The following is a 23,396-nucleotide window of genomic DNA, read 5'->3' on the forward strand; positions in this document are numbered from 1 at the left end:
AGTGCTGGACCATCCCTGATGAAAGGACGCAGACCGATCCGGATTTTCATGCCGCCATGTACCGGATGATTACCGCGATCGAGCGGCATGGGACTGCATGCTGGATGTAACAATGGACAGATGCTCCGCTATACCGAACAGGGAGCGCGCACCTATTTATTCATCGGCCTGCGGGAAACGCGGCGTGCCGGACACAATCGGATATAAACGGCAAACAGGCCGGAGGCTTATGCCTCCGGCCTGTTTGTCATGTGAGATAAGCCGCGGGAATCGGCAGACTCAGAAGAGGAGCGAGGGATGCTCCTGGATGACCTCGAAAAAAGGCTTGTCGAAATGGACGTAAAACGCCAGATAAATAATCAGCATGCGCGGCGTTGGCCGGGCGGAAATCGTGCGGCCAATATACTGCTTGGCCAGCGGGCTGTGCAGCGCGTCCAGACATAGGTTGGCGGTGCGTTCGATCTGGCGCGTGGCGGCGGTCAGCGATTTACCCGACCGCTTGGCTACGACCGGATAGACGTCGCTGCCGACATAAATATCATCCATGGGGATTTTCTGCCGGAAGAGCAGGTCGGCCATGACCTCCACGGAAAGCGCGAGCGCATGGGTGTTTGCCTTTTCCGCGCCGATAATTGTTCGAATGATTCGCTCGGATTTTTCCATATGATAAAACCACCTTGACTGTAAGATGATTCCATGATATGACAAAATATGTAATATTCGACAACGGGCGACATGAAACGACAAAAATTAATGCAACCAAAACGGTTCAGGAAAAGAAATCCCGCAGGCGGAAAGGCGGCATGCGACGGGTTTAGATGAGATAAGTTCCGTTTTCCGATGCTTTTCGGGCATTGGCTGCAAGGGGGGGCCGCGAGAATGAGGAGGAACGTCCGGCTACTCAGCGCGGTTTGGGCGCAGCGCGGCGGCGGCAGGGGCGCTCTGGCCCTGCTTGAGTGCGTGGAATGTGATGGTCAGGTTGGCCCAGAACGCGCCCTGCACAACCGCTGCTGGTAGGACAGGCTGACGCTATCCGCCGCGTGTTCCAGCGCTTTCATCTGGGCGGCGGTTACAATGGGCGGCTGAATAAGGGAGCGCCTTTCCATAGGCGCGGTTCAGTGTTGCGGACGGTCTTCGCCGCCCTAACGGCCCCTGGACTTTACACAGCGTGGGAACGAAAAGTAAGAGGAGAGAGAAGGAAACATCCATATGGAAGAAAATTGCGCGCGGGAACGGTTTTTTCTTCAAAAATACGGATGCATATGATATAATAGCCGCAGAAGCGGATACAGCGGCTCGTTTCGGCAATACAAACTGCACCGGACGGACAGGGGACGCCCGGGGAACAACAAGGAGGATGAACCACAATGTCTATCGCAATGAAAGCGCCCGGCCGGTATGTACAGGGCTTTGGGGAGCGCAAAAAGCTCGGTCAGAGTGTGAAAAAGCTTGGCAGCACGTTTTATGTGCTCTGTTCGCCCGGCGGCCGCCGCCGGTTTGGCGAGGAGATCGAGCAAAGCCTGACGGAGCAGGAAAAAACAGTTGTCTTTGCCGAATTCCACGGCGAGGCGACCAAGGCTGAGGTCTTCGCCCATATGGATGCCTGCAAGGCCGCGGGCTGCGATGCCGTGATCGGCATGGGCGGCGGCAAGGTGATCGACACGGCGAAGACCGTTGCCGAGAACCTGGGCGGCCTGCCCTGCATCATCATCCCGACCGTGGCCTCGAACGACGCGCCGTGCTCGGGCGTGGCGGTACTCTATAATGAGCAGGGCGTGGTGGTCAAGGCGGTCATGATGCGCCGCAATCCGGACCTCGTGCTGGTGGACACCGAGATCTTGTCCAAGGCACCGGCCCGCCTGCTGTCGGCCGGCATGGGCGACGCGCTTTCGACCTGGTTCGAGGCGGAGGCGTGCCGCAAAAACGGCGTCAAGACCATGGCGCGCGGTCAGGAGACCGAAACCGTCGCTATGATGAGCCGCCTGTGCTACGACCTGCTGCTGCGCTACGGCTCGGAAGCGCTCGATGGCGTCAAGCGCGGCGAATACACGCCCGCGCTTGAAAAGGTGGTCGAGGCGAATATCCTGCTCAGCGGCGTCGGCTTTGAGAGCGGCGGCCTTGCGGCGGCCCACGCGATCAACGACGGCTTCGCGCAGGAGCCGCAGGCGCATGGCATGTACCACGGCGAAAAGGTCGCGTTTGGCGTGCTGACCCAGCTTGTGCTGCAAAAGACGGATGCGCAGACGCTTGAGGAGGTGCTGGGGTTCCTGGCGCGGGTCGAGCTGCCGATGACGCTCGCGCAGCTCGGCATTACCGAGATCAGGGAGGAAACCCTGCGCAAGGTGGCGGAGGCGGCCTGCGTACCGACGCAGTCCACCAAAAACCTGTCCCCCGATATTACGGCGGAGGACGTGTACCAGGCGCTTCTGGAAGCGGACCGGATCGGTCGGGAGTACCTGGCGCGCTGAAACAAACAGGGGACATGGCGGTGCAGCGCCGTTCCATGTCCCGTAGCCCCGCGATGCAGCATTGCGGGGCTTTTCGCGCCGCGAGGGGCGCGGGAAAAATCAGAAAATGGGGGAAATGAAATGGGAAAGGCATTCCTGCAGCAGCTCAGGAACGAGTTCAGGGGATACAACGGGCATAAACTGTCACAGGATCTGATGGCAGGGCTGACAGTGGCGGCGGTTGCGCTGCCACTCGCGCTGGCGTTCGGCGTTTCCGCGGGCGCGACCGCGGCCTGCGGCCTGGTAACGGCAATCGTTGCCGGACTGGTGATCTCGGCGCTGACCGGAGGCTACTATCAGATATCCGGTCCGACCGGAGCGATGGCGGCGATTCTCGGCTCGCTGATCGGTACATATGGGATGCAGGGGATGTTTGTGGCCACTTTCCTGGCGGGCATCATGCTGTTGATCGCAGCAGTGCTGCATCTGGGCAACCTGACGGCGTTCGTACCCGCTCCGGTCATCACAGGCTTCACCTCTGGTATCGCGGTGATCATTGCCATGGGGCAGATCGACAACTTTTTCGGCACATATTCCGAGGGCGGGTCGGCGTTGGCCAAGCTGGCAAGCTACGGCACGCTTGGCTTCCGGCCCGATCTGGCAACCACGGCGGTCGCACTGTTTGTGACGGTGCTGATGGTGGTGTTCCCGAAGAAGTGGAACGCGGTTGTTCCGGCGTCGCTGATCGGCATTATTCTGGCGACTGCCGCGACCATGCTGCTCGGCCTGGATATCGCGACGGTGGGAGAAATACCGCAGACGCTGCTGCTGCCCGACCGGCTTTCCCCACGGGCGGTCGACTGGAGCGCCGTACCCGCGCTGCTGGCGCCCGCTTTTTCCATCGCGGTGCTGAACATGCTGGAAAGCCTGCTGTGCGGCGCGTCCGCGGGGCGGGCGACCGGAGTCAGGCTCAACAACGACCAGGAGCTGTTCGCGCAGGGGGTAGGCAATCTGGTGCTGCCGCTGTTCGGCGGCATACCGGCGACCGCCGCGCTGGCCCGCACCTCGGTCGCGGTGCGCTCGGGCGCGCAGACCCGTCTGACCGGCGTGTTCCATGCGGTTGGGCTGCTGATTATGATGTTCGCGCTCGCGCCTGTGATTCGTAACGTGCCGCTCGCTGCGCTGGCTGGTGTCCTGATGGTGACCGCGTGGCGCATGAACGAGTGGCATGCGATCCGGTATATGTTTTCCCACCGGTTTAAGGGGGCGATTGCGAAATTCGCGGTCACGATGGTCTGCACGATCATGTTCGACCTGACGGTTGCGATCGTGGTCGGCGTGGGTCTCGGGCTGATACTGATGGTCGCGCGCCTGTCCAAGCTGCAGATCAACTACGAGCGGGTGGATATGTCCCGCCTGAAAAACGACGATCCGGTGCTGAACGCGCGGTACAGCAACGCGATGGTCGCTTACATCACTGGTCCGCTGCTGTTCGCCAACATCAGCGTGCTCGAGGAGTTGCCCGACCGCGTGGCGGGCTGCGATACACTGCTGCTGTCCATGCGCGGGGTGCCGACGGTGGATGTATCCGCCGCGCAAACCCTACAGGCCATTCTGGAGAGCTTCCGCGAAAGGGGCGTGGACGTGGCGATTTGCGGGCTGCCCACGGCCTCCATGACCATGCTGCGGCGGGCAGGCATTGTGGAGCTGATGGGTGAGCAGGCGTTCTACTGGAGCGTCGAGCGGGCGTTGCTTGATCCGCGTCCCCGTCCGGAAAACGCGCAGACGGTCCAGCGGGTATAAAAAGCATAAACCGCCTGCCGGTTTGTAGGCCGGCAGGCGGTTTTTCGCGGTGGGACAGAGCAGCGTCAGACCGTGCGGATGAGCTCTCCAATGGTGATCTCCGGATCCTCGACCGCGGCAAACAGAATGCGCATCAGGTAATAGTAAAGCTTTTCGACTTCCTCCAGGCTGTACCATGCGGCTTGGTATTTGAAATAGAAATCCATGCCCGTGCCGAGCGGACGGTGCATAACCGTCAGGTAGAGCGGCTGCACAGCGGTGCCGTTATCGTGCCAGATCGAACGGTATTCGATCTGGTTGAGGTGGTCGTCCTGCATCCGCATGGGGAACGGCTGGTAGGTGAGCGCAATGCTTTCGTACAGTGCGTCCGCGGGCGCGCCCCAGCGCTCGCGGCGCAGGCGGTCGGCTTCCAGCGTATCGAAATCCGTATGGCGGTATACCTGGTTCTGGACCGCGGCAATCTGGCGCACGCCCTCGATAAAGCTGGTATCTGCGGGCATCACCGTGCGGCAGGGGAAGCAGTGGATGCGCGTGCCGCCGGCCTTGCGGTCGATGCGGGACACGCGGCGCGATACATAGTTGCGCACGCTGATATCAGGCTCGCCGTCATTCTGCTTGGACAGATAGGTGCGCAGGCCCATGAGCAGCAGATTGGTCATGGAGATATTCTGTTCCTCGCAGAATTCGAGCAGGCGTTCGGCGGGCGCGGACTCAAGGATGAATGTGCGCTGGCCGACCGTCAGGTCGTGTTTTTCGTTGTGCGCCCAGCGCGCGCCGGAGGCGGTATGGCCGGGGCCGCGGATATCGGTGTAGAGCGGTTCGCCCGCCCGTTCAGCCTGCTCTTTCCAGAACGCAAGGTCGCGCGCCGTGCGGACCGGATCGGCCGCGCGCTCCAGGTCGCGCTGCAGAGAGGCAAGGTAGGGGGCGCGGTCTGCGGGCGGCTTGGTGCCGAACACCTCGGCGGCGTACAGCTCGACCACATCGCAGAGCAGCACGATCATAGCGCAGGAGTCGGACAGCATGTGATCGATGCGGACAAAGGCGCCGTTCCAGCCATCCGGCATGGCAACGGTGACGATCTCAAACAGCGGCGCGTCCCACCGCGGCTCGAACGGCTGGCGGCTCCAGCGGTGCAGCTCAAGCATGGCCTCGGACTCGGTCATGCGGGACAGATCGACATGGCGGACCGGACGGTCGTCCGCCGGCACGATATACTGGCGGGCTGTTCCGTCCTTCCCGCAGGTGAAGCGGACGCGCACGGAGTCGTCCCGCTCGACCGCGCGGCGCACCGCCCGCGCGAGCGCGTCAAAATCAACATCCAGATGGATGAACAGGCTGACGCAGATATTGAGCACCTGCTTTTCGCACGCATTCTGCAGCGTGACAAGGTGCAGCCGCTGCGCGGCTGTGATCGGATACTGTTCCATCAAGGCTCCCCCTTTTTCTTTCTCCGTTGTTTTACCGGTTTATACCAATTTTATTATAAGTGCGGAAAGAGGAAAAAGAAAGTCGGATTTTAGACAAAAATTCGTGAAATGTATGGATAGTGAACGTTTAAGGCGTGTACAGTCCGACAGGCCTCCCGCGGAAAAATAAACGGAGCGGATTGTGCCGCCGGACCATTTGGCGTATACTGTAAATAGAGTGGCGGAAGCGGCGGCAGGGCCGGAGCCGCCGCCTTGAAAAGAAAACAGAAATCTGCTGCGCGCCGGTATCCGGCGGGAAAGGAAACTGCATATGTACGGATTGACCTCTTTTACTATAAAAAATATGACGCTGCGCAACCGGATTGTGATGCCCCCCATGTGCATGTACAGCGCGGGGACGGACGGGATGGCGAAAGCGTTCCATTTTTCACACTACACCGCGCGCGCCGTAGGCGGTGTGGGGCTGATTATTATGGAGGCCACAGGGGTTCTGCCCTGCGGACGGATCTCCGATCATTGCCTGGGCCTGTGGAACGACGAGCAGGCAGAGGCGCTTGCGCCGATCGTCAGAGCCTGCCAGGAGCAGGGGGCGAAAATGGCGCTTCAGCTCAACCACGCGGGGCGCAAATGCGAGGCGTCGGTCCCTGCGGTTTATGCGCCGAGCGCGATCCCCTTTGACGAAGGCGCGCCCCTGCCGCGCGAAATGACCGAAGCGGATATACGGGAAACGGTCGCGGCGTTCCGCAGCGCGGCTGCACGGGCGGCGCGGATTGGGTTCGACGCGATCGAGATCCACGCGGCGCACGGCTATCTGCTCAGCGAGTTCCTGTCTCCGTTGACCAACAGGCGTGCGGATGGCTACGGCGGCTCGACCGAAAACCGCTGCAGGCTGCTGCTTGAGGTGCTGCAGGCGGTGCATGAGGTGTGGCCGGCGGAAAAGCCGGTGCTGGTGCGTGTTTCTGCGGAGGATTACGAGCCGGATGGAATGCATCCGGAGGAGATGGCGCGGGTCGCGGCGCTCATACGGCCCTATGCGGATATTCTTGACGTCAGCACGGGTGGCGTTGTGCCGACCCCGCCCGCGTCCTTGTATGCTGGCTATCAAGTCAAGGCGGCGGAATTTCTCCGGCAGGCGTCCGGCCTGCCGGTGATCACGGTTGGTCTGATTACCGACCCGCATCAGGTGGAAGAAATCCTGGGGAACGGCCGCGCGGACCTTGTGGCGCTTGGCCGCGAGTTGTTGCGCAACCCCTATTGGGTGCTCAACACGGCGCGGGATTACCGGATCGATTACGACTGGCCCGCGGCGTATGCGCGTGGCTTCAAGGCCCGCCGATAAGAAACGCGGGAAAAACGCCTCCAAAGCAGCGCTTTGGAGGCGTTTTTCCACAAAGTTACATATGGGGCATCAATAGGCTGAGATGGCGGTCCATATGCCGCTCGAGAATGCTGTCGTATTCCGCGCGGTGCTCCCGCCAGAAACGGTAAAGGCGGTCCTTGAAGCGGAGCGAGCCGTCCGGATTGGTTTCGTTCATGATTTTGCCGTAAGTGATATGCAGGAGCTGGCGCGATGTGGCCAGATTGAGCAAGGAGGGGAGATCCTTGTCCGCCATGCCGGAGATATCGGGGATCTGCTCGGGCTCGGTGGAAACATGGTAATTGGCGCGCGACTCCGGAAATACGCCGATGGCATAGGCGTACAGCTCGCGGAAGAGCGCGGGTTCCGCGACCGCGGTCAGGCGCAGCGCTTCCAGCCAGCTGGTACCCGAGGTCTTGACGTGGAACCGCCCGTGCGTCATGCGGCCGACGGAGGGGTAGACTGCAAATTTGTCCGAGCCGGAATGCACGCTGATCTTATAGCCGAAATGGTCGGCCACCGCAACATGCACCTTGAATTCCTCGTCAAACTGCGCGAGGTCGCCGATATAATCGATGCCTTTTTGGAATTCGCCGCAGAAGCGGGGCGCCATGGTTTTGAAAACCACGCCGGCCTTTTTCAGCTCATTGGCGGCAAAGAAATGCTGCGCGGGCGTGGTGGGTGTTTCGGTCTCGTCGATCGAAATTTCGAGCTCCACGCTGGAACCGGCGATGCAGGCGTCATAGATCGATTTGGCAAAGGAAATGGCCTCGCCATAGATCAGGTAGGCCTGGTGCAGGGTGGTGCGGGTGAACTGGACGGAAACGTCGCCCGTAAGCTGGAACGAACGGCCGAGATATTCCTGCTCCAGCGCGGCAGGGAGCGGGCGCAGCGCTTCCAGCTCCATGCCGGACATGGACGCCGCCTCGCCGCGGATATGCTCGCTGCAGTCCAGGGTAATCATGGTATAGCCGCAGTCGATCGCGTATCTGACCTCCTCCAGGGACTTGAGGTGGTCGCCGTCCGCGCCGTAGCCCTTTTTGAAGCCAGCCTGCAGCACCTGGAACGTCACGCGGTCCAGCACGTCGTCATACGTCCGGTTCATCAGCTTGATCTCGCGCATGGACTGCTGGGCAAAAATCGGGTACACATCATATTTCCGGATGGCATGGATATGGCCCAGGGTGGCGATGCCGAGCCGGTCGCCCATGCCAAAGCTGCGGTCCTGCCCCAGGACCGGCTGCGGGGCGGTGAAGGGCAGAAGATGGTGCAGGCAGACCGCGGTTTCGTGGGTCAGGGGGACCTTGGCGAGTGGGAGCTGGTCTATTTCCACGACTTCGTCGGCCTGAAACGGGCAGTTTCTGCCCCAGAAAAGGATCGCGTCGTAAGAGCCGAAATCCGCCATGCAGAGCTGGCCGTTTTCCAGTTGGTTCCAGGATTCGGGGTACAGGGCGAGCGGCTTGTCCTGCAGCTTGTCCTGCAGGGAGGGAAGAAGGTCAATCAGTTTTTCCATTTTCAATTTCTCCTTTGTTCGCGCGCAAACGCGGCGCGGTAATGCGCGGAAAGACAAAAAAAGCCCCAGATCCGTTTGGAATCTGGAACTTTTTATGGATGTAAGGGTTACGAGCGGAACAAATGGATATTTTGATACTGGAACAGCTTTACGGAGGTCAGGATATCTTGGTCGTGTTCCGACATGTAGCGGCGCGCGGCCTCTGCGTTGCCCTCTCGGATGGCGTTGAGGATGTTGGTATGCTGTACGAGGGAGTCGGGGAGGCGCGCCTGGGAAATCGCGACGGATACGCGAACCAGCTTGGTAAACACCTTTTCGATCGTCTGATACATTTGGCGGTTGTAGGTGGCCTTGGCGATCGCCATGTGGAAGCGCTGGTCGCATTCCGCCACAGCCTCTTTCTGCTCAGCCGGTATCGTTCGGTGGTAATCGTGGATCTGCTGCATCTCCATGATATCCGCCTCGGTATGCCGCAGCGCGGCATAGTAGGCGGCGGAGCGTTCCAGGCTCTCCCGGAGTTCCAGCAATTCGATGACCTCGGTAGCGCTGATCCTGGAGACGATGGCGCAGCGGTTGGGAAGCAGCTCGACATAGTCCTCAAACGCCAAGCGGCTGATGGCCTCCTTCACAGGCGTGCGGCTGACCCCAAGCTGGCTGCTGAGCTCGCGGATATACAGCGCAGCGCCGGGGCCATAAGTGCCGTTGAGGATATTATCCCGCAGGACCCGATATACAAATTCCGATTTGCTTTCGCCGTTTGCAGTGCCTTCGTCAAAAAATTCCATTCGTTTTCACCATTCTTCACAGCCTTTTAGGAGACCATAATTTTGTTATTTTGCATCGAATTGCTAAAATTAGTCTATTATAATCTCCAAGTACTGTCAAGAACATTTCACGGCTTTTGACAGAAATGCCATGCCGCGGACGCCGGCAGTCATACTGTCCGGCTCGGGGATGCACTCCAGCGAGATGGTCCCCTGGTAATCCACCTCTTGCAGCGCGGCAAGGATAGGGGCAAAATCCAAATGCCCCGCGCCGGGATACAAGCGGTTGGAATCGGCAACATGGAGATAGCCCAGCTTGTCGCCGGCGGTGCGGATTGCCTGCGGCATATCCGCTTCGTCGATATTCATATGGAACGTGTCCATATGGACCCAGCAATTCGGCAGCTCCCATTTGTCCAGAAATTCCCGCAGCTCGGCGGCGGTGTTGAACAGGTTGGTTTCATACCGGTTGATGACCTCGACCAGGATGCGCTGGCCCTTGTTCGAGGCATAGGCGCCAAGCTCGCGCAGCTGGCCGGCCAGCAGGCGGTCGAACTCCTCCTGCTGGGTATCCGGCCGGTTGCCCTTTACCCAGCCGATCACGACGCCGTCCGTCGCGCCGAGCGCGGCGGCGATGTCGATATAGGCCTTTACTTCGGCCATAGCGGCTTCGCGGTTCGCCGGATCGGGGGAGGTGATGCACCGGTTCCGGCGGGTGAAGATCTGACCGGTGACGATAGCGGAAACCTTGACGCCATAACGGGAGCATGCGTCTTTCATCAGCGGGAGCGGAAAATCGCCCGCGTCGATGATGTGGATTTCGATGGCGTCATACCCCCAATCCGCAGCCTGCCCGACGGCCTTCACCAGATCGCCGCGCAGCACCAGCGGCGCGCGCGGGGCTCCGCTGGTGATCGCCGTGATGGCGAGCAGATTTTTCATGTTCGCTCACTCTCCTCCGGTCAATCGTATGCGAGGGTATAGATATGGCGCTCGCCGGCGAGGACGGCGCGTACCGCCTCGGGATCGCGCTGGGTCATCAGCTCGGTCGGCGGAAGCTGACCCGCAGGGTAGCGCTCCAGAATGTCGTTTACCAGCTTCTCCAGATAGTCCAGCGTCATCTCAATGCCCTTGCGCGCCTTTTCCGGATCCGCCAGCTTCGCGTCTCCGATTACGCCCTGCGGCTGGCAGATGCACTCCATCCCGCATGAGCCCAGCGCATTGTACCACTTGATCGGGCCGCTCCCGCGTTCCGCCGAGTTGTTGATATGTCCCTTGGGCAGCATCGGCGCTGCTTCTACCTTCTCCGCATACGCCATCTTGCACAGCTCGGGGAACAGCGCCAGCGACCACGACTGCTCCACTTCATCCGCGTGTACGAACGGCGTATCGTACGGACCGCCCCTGTCCTTTGTGTCCAGCTGCTCTTTGGCGCAGTTCCAGAAGTGTGTGTACAGGATGATTGACGGCACTTGGAACTTCTTCCCGAATTTATGGATCGCCAGCGGGATCACATAATCCTGCCCATGACCGTTGACCACGATCATCTTGCGGAAGCCCGCGTTCCAGAAGCCCGCGAACACATACACAAGGTAATCCGCCAGCGTCTCCTCGGGAATGATGATCGTCCCTTTCTGCCCCAGATGGTGATACGGGTGGGAGCCGTACCAGATCGGCTGCGCCACTGTGCAGCCTGTCGCCTTTGCCACCTGCTCGCACAGCCGCGTGTCAAGATAGGTATCCTCTCCAAACGGCGCGCTTGCTCCATGGTTCTCCGTGGAGCCTACTGGAATCAGAATCACGTCGTTCTTCTCCAGACGCTCGCTCACTTCCTTGCGCGTCATGTTCTGATAATAGATACCGTTGTCCGCTTCCATATTCCCGCCTTTCGCCGGAATTTCCCATTTGCTCATCTTTTTGTACCTGCCTTTCGTATTAAAATTTGTAAATGGAATGGGATCGTTGGTGTGATAGATAGGATCAGCAAATGACATGTCAATGGCATGCCACTTTGGCTGCATTATACGCCCGCTCCTTTGTTTTATCAATAGGAAAAAGGAAAAATAAAGAGGTAAAATTCATTTTTGTGATTTTCGCACAATAGGCGAAGCGAAAATTTGTGGCTTATTGAATGAAAAATGAGGTTTTAGACACTTGATTTTTTGGTTGAAATGTGGAATTATAGTCTTACACAGAGGGGAGGCGCTAAAAAAGACGGAGGAATCAAATGGCATTTATATGGCATGCCATTCAAATGCCAAAAAAGCAGGAAAAACCAGTATATTCTACATATGCAAAAAAGTGACAGTGAGATAGATGTTATTTTATTATGGCAATATGATAGGCTGTCTGTACCATACAGTTTGGCCGCGAAGGCCGGTGCATGGAGAAAGGAGATGCGTCTAAAGCGATGGAGGAGAAAATGAGGGCCGTGCAGATACACGCGCCGGGAGAATTCTCCGTGGATTGGGTCCCCGTACCGCATCCGGGACGCGGCGAAGTGTTGGTAGAGGTGAAAGCGGTTGCGATTTGCGGGTCGGACCCCGGCATCTTTAATGGAAAGGTGCTGCAGAACGGCTGGCCGCCGCACTTTCCCTTTATCGCCGGACACGAGTTCGCGGCGCAGGTTGTAGCGCTGGGAGAGGGCGTGACCAACCTCAAGCCGGGCGATCGGGTAGCAGGTGAAGCGCATTGTGGCTGCGGCACCTGCGAAATGTGCAAAAAGGGTTATTATAACCTGTGCCTGAATTATGGCAATCAGGCGGCGGGGCATCATCACTACGGGCATAGTTCGCCGGGGTGTTACGCGCAGTATCAGGTGTATGATCAGAAAGCGCTGACGCTGCTACCGGATAACGTTACCTACGACGAAGGGACGCTGGTGGATACCGCGGGTACTGCTTACAACGCGCTGCGCCTGACCGGCGTGGAGCCGGGCGGCTTTACCGCCATTATCGGACCGGGGCCGATGGGCATTATGGCAATGTGTCTGGCAAAGGCCATGGGGTCGGCGACCATTGTAATCGGCCGGCGCCAGCGTTTGGCGATGGCGGCAAGGCTCGGCGCGGACTATACGATCGATTATGAAAAGGTGGACGATCCGGTTGAGGAGGTACGGCGCATCACCGGTGGCGGCGCGCATCAGGTGATTGAAGCGGCCGGCAATGCAACGGCATATTTTGAATCCGTGCAGATGGCGCGCAAGGGCGGCCATGTGGCGCTGATCAGCATTCCGCCTAAAGACGGGCAGGAGGCGGCGCTCAAGTCGCTGATCATGAACCAGATTACGCTGCATGGCGTGCGTGCGAACCCGAACTGCTCCAAAATTGTGCTTGACCTGATGGCGCAGGGAAGCCTGAACGTAAAGGATCAGATTACACATCGCTTCCCCATGGAGCAGATACACGAAGCGTTCGACACCTTTATCGGACGGAAAGACGGCGCGCTCAAGGTCATCGTTCATCCAAACGGGGATTGCTGAGGTGGATTGCTGATGGAACAAAAAATGAAAGCCGTTGTGCTGCATGCGCCGGGCGAATATCAGGTAGAACTGGTTGATATCCCGCAGCCGGGCTATAACGAGGTTCTGGTAGAGATCCGGTCGATCGCGATCTGTGGATCAGACCCCGGCATCTTCGCCGGAAAGGTGCGCAAAGACGGCTGGCCGCCGCACTATCCCTTTATCGCTGGACATGAGTTTGCGGGAAGGGTCGCCGCGATCGGCGAGGGTGTGAGCAACCTGAAGCCCGGCGACCGTGTAGCGGGCGAGGCGCACAGCGGCTGCGGCACCTGCGAAATGTGCAAGCAGGGTTTGTATAATCTGTGTATGAATTACGGGCATTCCGGCCACCACCATTACGGGCATGCGCATCCCGGCTGCTACGCGCAGTATCAGGTTTATGATCAGAAAGCGCTGACCGTCATGCCGGAAAACGTGACCTATGATGAGGGTGCCATGATCGATACCGGCGGTACGGCGTTTAACGGCATCCGCCTGATCGGCATTGTGCCGGGCGGCTGGACAGCGGTGATCGGCCCTGGTCCGATGGGAATTCTGCTGGCGCAGATGGCGAAGGCCATGGGATCCAAAACCATAGTGATCGGGTACAGGGATCATGACCGCCTCTCTGTCGCCAGAGAGTTGGGCGTAGATCATACGATCGAGACGACCGAGGTTGCGGACGTTGTGGAGGAGGTGCGCCGGCTCACCGGCGGCAGGGGTGCCGACCGCAGCTTTGATTGCGCGGGCGCCGGCGATACGCTCGACGAGCTGATCCGCATGACCGCGAAAAACGGCAAAGTGGGTGTGATCGCGTATCCCAAGGTCCCGACCACACAGGAAGCTCTTTATTATATGGTAAAGAACCAAATCACGGTTCAGGGTGTGCGCGCGAATCCGAACTGCTCGCTGCCGTTGCTAGGGATGATCGGCCACGGCAAGGTCAACGCTCGGCGTCTGGTCACACACACATTCCCCATCGAGCAGACGGAGCAGGCGTTTGACACCTTTATCAACCATAAGGACGGCGCGGTCAAGGTGGTCATCCATCCCAACGGCGAGGAGGAAAACGAATGATCTCGTATATTTTGAAGGAGCCGAAATGCGTGGAGGCGCAGGAAGGCCCAAAACCGGTCCCACAGGGGCGCGAGGTGCTGGTCCGTATCCGCTATGTCGGCATCTGCGGCTCGGATATCCATCTGTTCAACGGCACCTATAACGGGCCGCACAGCTATCCCATGCGGTTCGGACACGAATGGTCGGGCGTGGTGGAGGCGGTCGGCAGCGAAGTGACCCGCGTCGAGGTCGGCGATGTCGTGACCGGTGACTGCTCGCGGTACTGCGGCGCCTGTCCGTCCTGCGAGGTGGACAAAAACCTGTGCCAGCATATTGAAAAGTTCGGCATCACGGTTGACGGGGCTTCGGCCGACTATATTCTGCGTGATGAAATGTACTTATACAGAGCGCCGGAGGGGCTGGATATCAAGCATCTCTGCCTTTCCGAGCCGGTTGCGGTCGCGGCGCACTTAGTGGAAAAAGTGCGCAAAGCGGTCCCCAGCGGTTTCGCGGATAAGCGCGTACTGGTACTGGGCGGCGGTGTGATCGGCATGAGCGCGCTGATGCTTCTGCTGCATATGGAAAACTGCAGGCAAGCCGAACTATACGATCTGGCGGAATCGCGTACCGCGCTGGCACGCGGCGAAGGCGCGCGTATCCCCGCAGCACAGGAGCTTGCGCCCAGCAGCGAGGGCGGCGATTACGCTTCCCTGTATGCTGCGGCGAAATACGATGTGGTGATCGAAACGACGGGAGTCGCGCCGGTATTTGCCAATGCGCTCAACTTGGTAAAGCCGGGCGGTGTGCTGGGCTGCGTCGGAATGATCGCCAAGGTAGAGATCGCGCAAAAGCTGATCGTTACCAAGTCGCTGACAGTCATCGGTTCGATCGGCGGCACGGGCGATTTCCCGCGCGCGATGGAATTCCTGTGCAAAAATCCGGCCTCTGCGGATAAGCTGATCAGCCATTATTATCCCATCGGGGAGGCGGCGCAGGCGTTTGCGACTGCGCGCGTGCCGGAGGGGACGATGAAAGTGGTGTTGACGCTGTGAGCGGCACGAAGCGGCTGGGTTGGATCGGCACCGGAGCGATGGGCGGCCCGATGGCTGCGCGGCTCTGCAAGGCTGGCTATCCGGTAACGATATGCGGCTCGGGCCGGCGTGATCTGTCCGGTTACGCGATGGAGACTGGCGCAAGACTGGCGCATAACCCGCGTGAGGTGGCCGAGCAGGCGGATATCATTTTCACGATGATCCCTAACGGGGAGGTTCTGCTGGATGTAATCACTGGGCCGGACGGTCTGGATAAGGCCAGCCTGCAGGAGAAAATAGTGGTTGATATGAGTACGGTGGATCCGGATTCCTCTGCGAGGGCGGCAGAACGGATGGAGAAGAACGGCGGCTGGTTGCTTCGCGCGCCAGTGACAGGCAGTACTCATTTTGCCGCGGCGGGAACGCTCGGCATCATGGTATCGGGCGACCGGCAGGTATTTGAGACCTGTCGGCCGTATCTGAAGGTTCTGGGCGACCGCCAGACTTGGCTGGGAGACGGCGAGCAGTCCCGATATATGAAGATCATCATTAATATGATGCTGGCGCAGGCGCTGCAGTCCTTTTCCGAGGGGCTGGTGCTGGGGGAAAAGCTGGGGCTCCCTTGGGAGACAATGATCGATCTCATCGGGGACAGCGCTGCCGCCGCGCCGATTCTGCGCTATAAGGCAGATACCATGAAAGCGCGGGATTTCACGCCGACCTCGACCGGCTATAACATGCACAAGGACATGCGTATGGCGATGGAACTGGCAAAGCAGGTTGACGCAAACCTGCCGACCGCCAGCTTGACCATGCAGATGTACAACAGCCTGATCGCCATGGGGCTCAAGCAGAGAGATAACACGGCGATTCTTCTGGTAAACGAAAGGATGAATCAGTTGGCTCGCACGCCAGATTAAGGACAAGGAGGTAATTCAGTGGACGTAAAACAAGATAACGTGATCTTGCGCATGACAGGGATTACGAAGTGTTTTCCGGGCACTTTGGCGCTTGACAAAGTTCAGCTTACCTGTGAAAAGGGCAAGGTCCACATCCTGCTCGGTGAGAATGGAGCGGGTAAATCCACGCTGATGAAGATTATTTCCGGCGTATACACCAGGGATGAGGGAACGGTCTGGTATGACGGACAGGAGGTCAATTTCACCAATGTCCGCCAGTCCATGGAGGCCGGCATCAGCATGATCCACCAGGAGCTCAACCTGTTGCCGGAACGGACGATCGCGCAGAACATTTATCTGGGCCACGAGCCGATGGTAAAAGGTCTCAAGGGCGTAATCGACTATAAAAAGATGGTAAAGGACAGCCGTGAGCTGATGGACCGCCTGGGACTGGATTTGGACCCCAACATCCTGGTCAAAAAGCTGAGTATCGCTCAGATGCAAATGGTGGAAGTGGTAAAGGCGCTTTCCAAGGAGGTTAAGCTGGTCATTATGGATGAGCCGACCTCATCCCTGACCGATCGTGAGATCGATAAGCTGTTCGAGATTGTGGAAAAGCTGAAAAGAGACAATGTGGCGATCATATATATCTCGCACCGTATGGACGAGATCAAGCGCATTGGGGACTGTGTCACCGTTATGCGTGACGGACAGTACATCGATACGGTGGATGTAGAGGATATGGATCTGGACACGCTGATTTCCATGATGGTCGGCCGCAAGATAGAGAACATGTACGAACGGCATTACCGCGAACCCGGCAAGGTGATCTTTGAGACAAAGGACCTTTCCGGCTGGCGCTTCCGCAACGTGAATATAAATGTGCGCGAGGGCGAGATCGTTTCGCTGTCCGGTCTGATTGGCGCGGGACGTACCGAGATCGCCAAGGCTGTGTTCGGGGACGAGCCGATCGAACACGGCAGCTATACACTATACGGCAAGCAAATCACGCGGACTACCCCTGTAAAGAGCGTGCGTAACTCCATGGGTTATCTTTCCGAGGACCGCAAGGCTGAGGGGCTTGTACTGCAGATGCCCATCAAGGAAAATCTGGTCGCGGCAAGCCTGACAAAGGTGTTTAAGGGTGGCGTCCTGCGCTCGGGGCCGGAGGACGAGATCGGCAAAAAATATGTGGCGGAGCTTCGTATCGCGACTCCGAACGCGGAAAAGCTGGTCGGAGAGCTGTCCGGCGGCAACCAGCAGAAGGTCGTTATCGGCAAATGGCTGGAAACCGGCTGTAAATTTCTGATCATTGACGAGCCGACACGCGGCATCGACGTCGGCGCGAAGAGCGAAATATACAAGCTGCTCGACCGCCTTGTCGGGGAGGGGTACGGCATCCTGATGATCTCCTCCGAAATGAACGAGGTTATCGGCATCTCCGACCGTGTCTATGTCATGAAGGATGGCGAGATCACGGGCGAGGTGACGCGCGAGAATATGACGCAGGAGGCCATCATGCGCTTCGCTGTTGGAGGAAAGGAGCGTGCGGTGAATGAATAAATCGCAGAAAGGGGGCGCGGCAGGTCTGCTGGCAGGGCTGAGAAAGCTGAACATCCCCGGTATCCTGATCGGCAACATCGTGCTGTTCGTCCTGTTTGGCTTGGCCAACGAACGCTTTTTATCCTCGTACAATATCATGATGATTTTCCGCAACACCTGCACACTGCTGATGGCGGCGCTGGGCTTCACACTGGTCATCCTGATCGGTAAGATTGATATGTCGGTCGGTTCGGTGGTGTCAATGGCTGCAGTCTCCGTGGTGGTGCTGTATAACGCCGGCGTGCCGGTCGCGCTGGCTCTGCTGCTGCCGCTGCTGATCGGTATTGCGGTCGGTGTGATCAACGGGCTATTGATTGCCAAATGTAATTTTGACTTTTGGGTTGTCACTTTCGGTATGATGAGCGTTTTTGCCGGCTTGGCGCTGGTAACGACGGACGGCAATACCGTGGCGATCAAGAACGATATCGTCAACTGGATCGGCAACGGAAAGATTGCCGGTATCTACGTTGTGATCTGGATCACGGTCATCCTGGCGGCGCTGATGGTATGGATACAGAAGAAGACTAAATTCGGCTACGATGTTTTCGCGCTCGGCGGTTCGCAGGCTGTAGCCTCTGTGAGCGGCATCAACGTGGTCAAGACTTCGATTATCGTTTATGCGCTCAGCGGGCTGTTTGCGGCGCTGGCCGGCGTGCTGATCGCCTGCATGACCAATTCAGGCAGTCCGGCAGTGGGTGTGGACTATACATTCAACGCAATGGCGGCCATCGTCATTGGCGGCACGCCGTTCATCGGCGGCAAAGGCGGCATTGGCGGCACGATCCTCGGCGCGCTGCTGATGAAGATTCTGGCGAGCGGCCTCAGCCTGGTTGGCATCCCTGCCACCTGGCAGAAGGCGATCACCGGCTTTGTGATCGTTGCTCTGATCATTATTGATGTGGTCAACGACCACAGGAAGAATATCAAGGCGCAGAGGAGGGTATACAACAATGTCGGTTAAAAAGAAAAACCAGATCGACCTGCTCTCCCGTTTCCTGATCCTGGCGGTTGTATGCGTGGGCTTCGCCCTGCTCCGGCCGGAGGCTTTCCTGTCGGTCGATAATATCACACAGGTTGTGTTCCAGCAGACTCCATTCACGATCCTGATGGCATTCGGCATGAGCCTTGCCATTATCTCGGGCGGTATTGATATCTCGATGTCGTCCACCATGGTTCTTTCCAGTTATCTGAGCGCGTCCTATTTCCAGCAAGGGAATTATTTTATGGGGCTTGTGGTTGCGTTCGGTGTGGGACTTGGATTCGGCCTGTTCAATGGCGTGCTGATCAGCAAGGTAAAGATCGAACCGTTTATCGCAACGTTCAGTGTGGACTTTATGGCGCTTGGCCTGGCCTATGTCGTATGTAACGGCGAGTATGTCTACGGCTTTTCGGACGGCTTCCGCAGTATCGTAAACGGATACCTGATCCCGGGTATCCCGAATGTTGCGCTGGTCACGTTCCTTGTGTTCGCGGTGCTGTATTTCCTGACGCGTCGCACAATTTATGGCCGTACGCTTTACTCCTTGGGCCACAATAAAAAGGCGACCAAGCTGTCTGGCATGCACTCTGATGGGGTTATCCTCGGCGTTTATGTCACAAACGGCCTGCTGGCCGCGCTGACCGGCATCCTGTATCTGGCGCGCCTGAATGCGGCCGATCCCAGTATCCGAGGCACGTTGACAAACGATTCGATCGCTTCCGCGCTGATCGGCGGTATCGCGTTTTGCGGCGGCACAGGTTCGGTTGTCAATACGGTGATCGGTTCAATGATCATTATGTTTATCCGAAACGGTATGAACATCATGGGTGTATCGACCAACTGGCAACAGGCGGTAGTCGGTTTTGTAATTCTGTTTGCAATTGTTTATGAACGCGTACTCAACAACCTGATGGCAAAATATGCGGGAAAAGGCAATAAGTGAGGCATCTGTTTGTGTGTCATAACGGCATCACGCCGTATGATGATAAAGAAAGAGCCAGAAAAGGAGAATGTATCATGAAAAAGAGCAAAAGAATTGCGGCGCTGCTGATGGCAGCGGCCATGACAGCCACATTCGCAGGCTGCGGCAACGGCAGCGATGGTGGAAATGCGGCGGGCGACGGAGGCGAAAACGCAGAGGGGGGTAAAAACATTACCGTTATCCTGAAGAACTCTACCGCACCGTTCTTTATCAGCATGGCTGAGGGGGCACAGGCTGCCGGCGAAGAGCTGGGCTACAATGTCGAGGTAAAAACGCCGGTCGATACCGCCGAGGGTTCGGGCAACGAGCAGCAGAATCAGCTTTGTGATGAAGCAATCGTGAACGGCGTAGACTGCGTCGTTCTGTGTCCGGTCGATACCGAGGCAATTGTTCCGGCTGCACAGCGTATCGTTGATGCAGATATCCCTGTTGTAGCGCTTAACACCCGCCTGGGTGACGAGAGCCTGTGTGAAACCTTTGTCGGCTTGGAGAACGTACAGCAGGGCTACGAGACTGCCAAAGCGTTGTTTGAAAAAATGGGCGGCAAGGGTACGCTGATCATCATTGAGGGCTCTACCGGTGCGCAGACCTCGCTTGACCGTATCGAAGGTTGCAAGAAAGCGCTCGAGGAGTATCCGGACATTGAACTTGTTGCTTCTCAGTCTGCGAACTACTCCCGTGCGGAGGCGCTGAACGTGGCGCAGAACCTGCTCCAGTCCTACCCAGATGTAGACGCGTTCTTCTGCTGCAACGACGAGATGGCGTTGGGCACTGCGGAGGCGGTCGATGCTGCAGGTAAGACGGGTGAGATTATGATTTCTGGTCAGGATGCAAACGACGATGCGGTTTCCGCGCTGAAGGAAGGTAAGATCACGCTTACCTCTTGGGGCGATCCGTATATGCAGGGCTATGAAGGTGTAGTGGCTGCGGTAGACGTACTGGAGGGCAACGAGGTCAAGGAATTCTATGAGGTTTCGACCAAGGTTGTTGACGAGACGAATGTCGATTCGTTCAAAGACGAATAAAATATGATTTTTGGTGCGCCGCGGCGGTTTGAGGCCGCCGCGGCAGCGCCTCCCACTTGTTGAGTTCTTGGATCTGGCCGTGAGGGAGAGAGGGGTATCGCTTCCTGACGGTAGGACCCAAGCGAAAAAAACCTACATTTATACAAGGAGAATGCAGCTATGCAAGAGAAGTACTTAACGACAGCGTATCCGAACATATTTTTTGAGGATAACAAGGTAGGACGGCTGAAGAAACGGCTGTGGGACGCCTCGGAGGAGGAGATCCAGGCCATTCTGGATGATTACGGCATCCCGTCCGACAGTGAGATCGGAAAGCCGGGCTGCTATATCCAGACCTCGCCGCGCAAGATGGTGATTGAGAAACGCCATAAGAACGATATCGTCCTGGTGCCAATCGGCTGCACCGAGAATCACGGCATCCATAACAACTCCGGCCTGGACACGTTTATGTGTACCTCGATCTGCGAGGCGGTGCGACGCAAGACGGCTAAGGCGGGCCACGAGGTCGCGTTGGCGCTTCCACCGATCAACTACGGCGGCCATCCCTACCATCACTGCGGTATGCCCGGCACGGTCATGACGAGCGAGAAGTCCATCGTTGATACGCTGATTAACGTAATGGTCGGCTTGTGGGACGATGGTTTCCGCAAGATCATCCTTGTCAACAACCACGGCATGGACTGGATGCTCGAGTCCGCGATTCAGGAATTCTTTAAGCGCTTTGAGCTTCCGGCATTCGCAACGGTCGTTGAGTGGCATCGTGCGATTCGTGAATTTTGGTATCCGCTGGGCGATGAGCGGCCGGACTTCGTCAGCACGCCGTTTGTGCATGCGGACGAAGCGGAAACCTCTGCGGCGCTGCTCATGTTCCCGGGCATGGTGGATATGGGCTGTGTGGTGGACGCGCAGGCGAAGTCAATGGGGATGCTGGACGAAGGCTTCTATGATGGCTCCGTGGACTCATTCCACCGTCCGAACAAGTGGTCCGAGGCGGAAGGCCACCGTGTAATTGAGCGCTTCGGTACCCCTGAGGGTGTTGTGGGCTACCCGTCAAGAGGTGAAGCAAGAAAGGCAAAACGTCCGATTGCCGCGATCTGTGAATACCTGAACTGCATGGTCGAGGACATCCTGGAAGCTTATCCCGCGGGCAAGGTACCCGATCCCCGCAAATTCTCCCTCCGTCCTTACGAGGAGATCGAGCCCTGCCTCCGCGAGCCCCTCAGCGACGGCTGGAAGAGCGTGCATGAGCTCCCCAGACGCGGCCTCTTTATTGATTGACCCTTTCTCTTTTCTTCTTTTTTCTTTCTTACGTCGGGTAAAGGCCCGCCCTTATGGGCGGCCTTTGCCATAACTGGATACTAAAAGAGGTGTCTTAAATGAAGTTTATCACATCCATGACAATGGTCGATCAGATTATAGGAAGCGCGCCGTTTGTTTACGAGGGGGATTTCGCGCAGGGGGTTGCGAAAGCGCGCGAGCTGGGGTACGACGGTGTTGAGCTGCACATCGCGGATCCGGCCGATGTCGACCTGCCTACGCTCGAGCAGGCGCTTGCGGAAAATTCCATGCGCCTGACCGCGATCGGGACGGGACGCGCTTACGTCAACCATGGCCTGTCCATCACGGATCCGGATGAGGCGCGCCGGCGGGCGGCTGTGCAGCGGCTGGAAGCTTTCCTCGAACTGGCAGGGCGGTTGCATGCAACCGTAATCATCGGCTGCATGCGCGGTAACGTAGCCACGGCGGAAGAGTTGCCGGCCGCGCTGGACCGTCTGGCGGTTTCCATGGAGTATCTGGATCACGCGGCGGCAAAAGCGGGCGTGGATATTGTCTTTGAGCCGATCAACCGGTATGAAAACAATTTCCTGTGTACGATGGGGGAGATCTCGCATTTCATCCGTAGCCATTCCCTGACGAACACGGGTATTCTGATCGACACGTTCCATATGAACATCGAGGAGTCGGATATGATGGCCTCGATCGAGGCATGCAGTCCGGAGATCCGGTATGTACATTTTTCCGACTCTAACCGCTGGTATCCCGGCGCGGGACACACGGATATGGCGGGCATTCTGCGCAAGCTGCAGGAATGCGACTATCAAGGCGTGCTGAGCGCGGAGATCCTGCCCAAGCCGACAAAGGAAGCGGCCGCGCGCGGCTGGATTGAGGCGGTATCCGCAATGATGCGGGAATAAAAAGCGAGGAAAGGGCGGCTGCGGGGAAGCCGGACGGAACGGATGCATCGAACAGGAGCCGGGCGGTTCCCCGTTACCTTTGCCATACAGCGCTCTGGACAGGGGCGCGGATAAGGCGCCGCCGCGCGGGCAACCTACCGAAGAAGGAGGGAGCCTGATGAGACGGTTTTTGATGTGCAGTCATGGGGCGGCGCAGGTGACCGACGCGCCGCCGCCGGGCTGTACGTTTGTTGGGACCGTTGCTGCGGACGGCGAAAGATACCGCGTTTTGCGCGGGGAGGATAAAACGCTGTACGCGGCGCCGGCGGAATGGGTAGAATAGAAAAACACCGCTCCGTGCAGGAGCGGTGTTTGCTTTATCAATGGCAGATACGGCAGATATGCTGCGCTGAAATCTGCGGAGGAATGCTGTTTGTCATGGTGCCGTTGTAGCGGATGCAGGCGCGGTCGCCCGCCCGAAAACAGCTTGTGCCGGCAGTGTGTACGACGACCTGCTGGCGGGTGCAGTGGTCGCATACCAAAAGTGAACCGCTCTGCACACAAAGCACGGTAGCGCACATGGTCATGAAAATCACCTCTTGCAATCGTGTTCAATGTCAACGTATGCAGCTTTGCTGCGGCGGGTGAAAAATACAGGCAGAGGGAATACGGAAATTGACAGAACGCCGCCGGTGTTTTACGATAAGAACAGGACGGATAGGAAAGGAGACCTGGCGATGGAAGAACTGAATTACAAAAGAATAAAAGCGAGCGGATACAAGGGATATATTCTGGAGGAAGCGCCGGAGAAGATTCTGCAGTTTGGCGAGGGGAATTT

22 protein-coding genes are annotated in these 23,396 nt (G+C 58.0%); 15 read left to right on the forward strand and 7 right to left on the reverse strand.

Translation table 11 applies throughout. The features are described 5' to 3' along the window. Nucleotides 1–279: 279 nt before the first annotated feature. Complete coding sequence (locus OCV66_RS13855) at nucleotides 280–663, reverse strand: hypothetical protein (RefSeq protein ID WP_054328184.1); 384 nt, start codon at nucleotides 661–663, stop codon at nucleotides 280–282. A 216-nt stretch (nucleotides 664–879) separates the two neighbouring features. Between OCV66_RS13855 and OCV66_RS13860 the strand changes: the two genes are divergently transcribed. The 3 genes from OCV66_RS13860 to OCV66_RS13870 all read left to right on the forward strand — a co-directional run bounded on the left by OCV66_RS13860 (nucleotide 880) and on the right by OCV66_RS13870 (nucleotide 4,250). Beyond that, nucleotides 880–1,017 carry a hypothetical protein gene (locus OCV66_RS13860; protein ID WP_262564733.1) on the forward strand — a complete coding sequence of 46 codons (138 nt, stop codon included), beginning with the start codon at nucleotides 880–882 and terminating at the stop codon, nucleotides 1,015–1,017. A gap of 350 nt (nucleotides 1,018–1,367) precedes the next feature. Continuing rightward, on the forward strand, nucleotides 1,368–2,468 hold the full coding sequence (locus tag OCV66_RS13865) for a glycerol dehydrogenase (protein WP_147574535.1): 1,101 nt from the start codon (nucleotides 1,368–1,370) through the stop codon (nucleotides 2,466–2,468). A 120-nt stretch (nucleotides 2,469–2,588) separates the two neighbouring features. After that, entirely contained in the window at nucleotides 2,589–4,250 is a 1,662-nt protein-coding gene (locus OCV66_RS13870) for a SulP family inorganic anion transporter (RefSeq protein ID WP_054328185.1), read from the forward strand. Between the two features lie 65 nt (nucleotides 4,251–4,315). On the opposite strand, the gene OCV66_RS13875 is transcribed toward OCV66_RS13870, so the two are convergent. Next, nucleotides 4,316–5,677, reverse strand: coding sequence for a condensation domain-containing protein (locus tag OCV66_RS13875; RefSeq protein WP_107631090.1), 1,362 nt, complete (start codon nucleotides 5,675–5,677; stop codon nucleotides 4,316–4,318). Between the two features lie 310 nt (nucleotides 5,678–5,987). Here OCV66_RS13875 and namA point away from each other — a divergent pair, with 310 nt between their 5' ends. Beyond that, a complete protein-coding gene (gene namA / locus OCV66_RS13880) occupies nucleotides 5,988–7,016 on the forward strand; it encodes an NADPH dehydrogenase NamA (RefSeq protein WP_054328188.1) in 1,029 nt (342 codons plus the stop codon). Nucleotides 7,017–7,071: 55 nt separating this feature from the next. On the opposite strand, the gene OCV66_RS13885 is transcribed toward namA, so the two are convergent. From OCV66_RS13885 to iolN (OCV66_RS13900), 4 genes are all read right to left on the reverse strand, one after another. Further along, nucleotides 7,072–8,547, reverse strand: coding sequence for a tagaturonate epimerase family protein (locus OCV66_RS13885; RefSeq protein ID WP_054328189.1), 1,476 nt, complete (start codon nucleotides 8,545–8,547; stop codon nucleotides 7,072–7,074). A 107-nt stretch (nucleotides 8,548–8,654) separates the two neighbouring features. Then, on the reverse strand, nucleotides 8,655–9,332 hold the full coding sequence (locus OCV66_RS13890) for a GntR family transcriptional regulator (RefSeq protein ID WP_107631088.1): 678 nt from the start codon (nucleotides 9,330–9,332) through the stop codon (nucleotides 8,655–8,657). Nucleotides 9,333–9,428: 96 nt separating this feature from the next. Further along, on the reverse strand, nucleotides 9,429–10,253 hold the full coding sequence (locus OCV66_RS13895) for a sugar phosphate isomerase/epimerase family protein (RefSeq protein WP_054328191.1): 825 nt from the start codon (nucleotides 10,251–10,253) through the stop codon (nucleotides 9,429–9,431). A 20-nt stretch (nucleotides 10,254–10,273) separates the two neighbouring features. Further along, nucleotides 10,274–11,224 carry a 3-dehydro-scyllo-inosose hydrolase gene (gene iolN / locus OCV66_RS13900; RefSeq protein WP_054328202.1) on the reverse strand — a complete coding sequence of 317 codons (951 nt, stop codon included), beginning with the start codon at nucleotides 11,222–11,224 and terminating at the stop codon, nucleotides 10,274–10,276. A 470-nt stretch (nucleotides 11,225–11,694) separates the two neighbouring features. On the opposite strand from iolN (OCV66_RS13900), the gene OCV66_RS13905 reads away from it, so the two are divergent. From OCV66_RS13905 to OCV66_RS13955, 11 genes are all read left to right on the forward strand, one after another. After that, nucleotides 11,695–12,792, forward strand: a complete 1,098-nt coding sequence (locus tag OCV66_RS13905; protein ID WP_262564737.1) for a zinc-dependent alcohol dehydrogenase — start codon at nucleotides 11,695–11,697, stop codon at nucleotides 12,790–12,792. A gap of 12 nt (nucleotides 12,793–12,804) precedes the next feature. Then, nucleotides 12,805–13,887, forward strand: a complete 1,083-nt coding sequence (locus OCV66_RS13910) for a zinc-dependent alcohol dehydrogenase (protein WP_107631086.1) — start codon at nucleotides 12,805–12,807, stop codon at nucleotides 13,885–13,887. Continuing rightward, the gene (locus tag OCV66_RS13915) at nucleotides 13,884–14,918 is read left to right on the forward strand and encodes a zinc-dependent alcohol dehydrogenase (RefSeq protein ID WP_107631085.1); all 1,035 of its coding nucleotides are present in this window, start codon (nucleotides 13,884–13,886) and stop codon (nucleotides 14,916–14,918) included. Before OCV66_RS13910 ends, OCV66_RS13915 begins: the two co-directional genes overlap by 4 nt. Further along, nucleotides 14,915–15,817: an NAD(P)-dependent oxidoreductase gene (locus OCV66_RS13920; protein WP_107631084.1), complete on the forward strand. Its 903-nt coding sequence runs from the start codon at nucleotides 14,915–14,917 to the stop codon at nucleotides 15,815–15,817. Before OCV66_RS13915 ends, OCV66_RS13920 begins: the two co-directional genes overlap by 4 nt. Nucleotides 15,818–15,835: 18 nt before the next feature. Beyond that, nucleotides 15,836–17,359 carry a sugar ABC transporter ATP-binding protein gene (locus OCV66_RS13925; RefSeq protein WP_242977849.1) on the forward strand — a complete coding sequence of 508 codons (1,524 nt, stop codon included), beginning with the start codon at nucleotides 15,836–15,838 and terminating at the stop codon, nucleotides 17,357–17,359. After that, nucleotides 17,352–18,359 (forward strand): ABC transporter permease, encoded by a 1,008-nt coding sequence (locus OCV66_RS13930; RefSeq protein ID WP_054328198.1) that lies wholly within the window; start codon nucleotides 17,352–17,354, stop codon nucleotides 18,357–18,359. The genes OCV66_RS13925 and OCV66_RS13930 overlap by 8 nt, the downstream gene beginning before the upstream one ends. Next, nucleotides 18,349–19,320 (forward strand): ABC transporter permease, encoded by a 972-nt coding sequence (locus tag OCV66_RS13935; RefSeq protein WP_054328199.1) that lies wholly within the window; start codon nucleotides 18,349–18,351, stop codon nucleotides 19,318–19,320. The genes OCV66_RS13930 and OCV66_RS13935 overlap by 11 nt, the downstream gene beginning before the upstream one ends. 74 nt (nucleotides 19,321–19,394) lie before the next feature. Then, complete coding sequence (locus OCV66_RS13940) at nucleotides 19,395–20,384, forward strand: sugar ABC transporter substrate-binding protein (RefSeq protein WP_054328200.1); 990 nt, start codon at nucleotides 19,395–19,397, stop codon at nucleotides 20,382–20,384. Between the two features lie 159 nt (nucleotides 20,385–20,543). Next, nucleotides 20,544–21,662, forward strand: a complete 1,119-nt coding sequence (gene iolN, locus OCV66_RS13945) for a 3-dehydro-scyllo-inosose hydrolase (protein WP_054328598.1) — start codon at nucleotides 20,544–20,546, stop codon at nucleotides 21,660–21,662. A gap of 98 nt (nucleotides 21,663–21,760) precedes the next feature. Continuing rightward, nucleotides 21,761–22,579, forward strand: coding sequence for a sugar phosphate isomerase/epimerase family protein (locus tag OCV66_RS13950; RefSeq protein WP_054328594.1), 819 nt, complete (start codon nucleotides 21,761–21,763; stop codon nucleotides 22,577–22,579). Between the two features lie 157 nt (nucleotides 22,580–22,736). After that, entirely contained in the window at nucleotides 22,737–22,901 is a 165-nt protein-coding gene (locus tag OCV66_RS13955) for a hypothetical protein (RefSeq protein WP_153802412.1), read from the forward strand. Nucleotides 22,902–22,938: 37 nt separating this feature from the next. Here OCV66_RS13955 and OCV66_RS13960 read toward each other — a convergent pair whose 3' ends face one another. Then, complete coding sequence (locus OCV66_RS13960; RefSeq protein ID WP_054328595.1) at nucleotides 22,939–23,145, reverse strand: hypothetical protein; 207 nt, start codon at nucleotides 23,143–23,145, stop codon at nucleotides 22,939–22,941. Between the last annotated feature and the right edge of the window lie 251 nt (nucleotides 23,146–23,396).

The organism is Agathobaculum ammoniilyticum, assembly GCF_025567315.1.
GTDB lineage: Bacteria > Bacillota > Clostridia > Oscillospirales > Butyricicoccaceae > Agathobaculum > Agathobaculum ammoniilyticum.

Coding starts and splice junctions, on each gene's coding strand:
- OCV66_RS13855 (WP_054328184.1), bottom strand. CDS start 663: ATGGAAAAATCCGAGCGAATCATTCGAACAATTATCGGCGCGGAAAAG.
- OCV66_RS13860 (WP_262564733.1), top strand. CDS start 880: ATGAGGAGGAACGTCCGGCTACTCAGCGCGGTTTGGGCGCAGCGCGGC.
- OCV66_RS13865 (WP_147574535.1), top strand. CDS start 1,368: ATGTCTATCGCAATGAAAGCGCCCGGCCGGTATGTACAGGGCTTTGGG.
- OCV66_RS13870 (WP_054328185.1), top strand. CDS start 2,589: ATGGGAAAGGCATTCCTGCAGCAGCTCAGGAACGAGTTCAGGGGATAC.
- OCV66_RS13875 (WP_107631090.1), bottom strand. CDS start 5,677: ATGGAACAGTATCCGATCACAGCCGCGCAGCGGCTGCACCTTGTCACG.
- namA (WP_054328188.1), top strand. CDS start 5,988: ATGTACGGATTGACCTCTTTTACTATAAAAAATATGACGCTGCGCAAC.
- OCV66_RS13885 (WP_054328189.1), bottom strand. CDS start 8,547: ATGGAAAAACTGATTGACCTTCTTCCCTCCCTGCAGGACAAGCTGCAG.
- OCV66_RS13890 (WP_107631088.1), bottom strand. CDS start 9,332: ATGGAATTTTTTGACGAAGGCACTGCAAACGGCGAAAGCAAATCGGAA.
- OCV66_RS13895 (WP_054328191.1), bottom strand. CDS start 10,253: ATGAAAAATCTGCTCGCCATCACGGCGATCACCAGCGGAGCCCCGCGC.
- iolN (WP_054328202.1), bottom strand. CDS start 11,224: ATGAGCAAATGGGAAATTCCGGCGAAAGGCGGGAATATGGAAGCGGAC.
- OCV66_RS13905 (WP_262564737.1), top strand. CDS start 11,695: ATGGAGAAAGGAGATGCGTCTAAAGCGATGGAGGAGAAAATGAGGGCC.
- OCV66_RS13910 (WP_107631086.1), top strand. CDS start 12,805: ATGGAACAAAAAATGAAAGCCGTTGTGCTGCATGCGCCGGGCGAATAT.
- OCV66_RS13915 (WP_107631085.1), top strand. CDS start 13,884: ATGATCTCGTATATTTTGAAGGAGCCGAAATGCGTGGAGGCGCAGGAA.
- OCV66_RS13930 (WP_054328198.1), top strand. CDS start 17,352: ATGAATAAATCGCAGAAAGGGGGCGCGGCAGGTCTGCTGGCAGGGCTG.
- OCV66_RS13935 (WP_054328199.1), top strand. CDS start 18,349: ATGTCGGTTAAAAAGAAAAACCAGATCGACCTGCTCTCCCGTTTCCTG.
- OCV66_RS13940 (WP_054328200.1), top strand. CDS start 19,395: ATGAAAAAGAGCAAAAGAATTGCGGCGCTGCTGATGGCAGCGGCCATG.
- iolN (WP_054328598.1), top strand. CDS start 20,544: ATGCAAGAGAAGTACTTAACGACAGCGTATCCGAACATATTTTTTGAG.
- OCV66_RS13950 (WP_054328594.1), top strand. CDS start 21,761: ATGAAGTTTATCACATCCATGACAATGGTCGATCAGATTATAGGAAGC.
- OCV66_RS13955 (WP_153802412.1), top strand. CDS start 22,737: ATGAGACGGTTTTTGATGTGCAGTCATGGGGCGGCGCAGGTGACCGAC.
- OCV66_RS13960 (WP_054328595.1), bottom strand. CDS start 23,145: ATGACCATGTGCGCTACCGTGCTTTGTGTGCAGAGCGGTTCACTTTTG.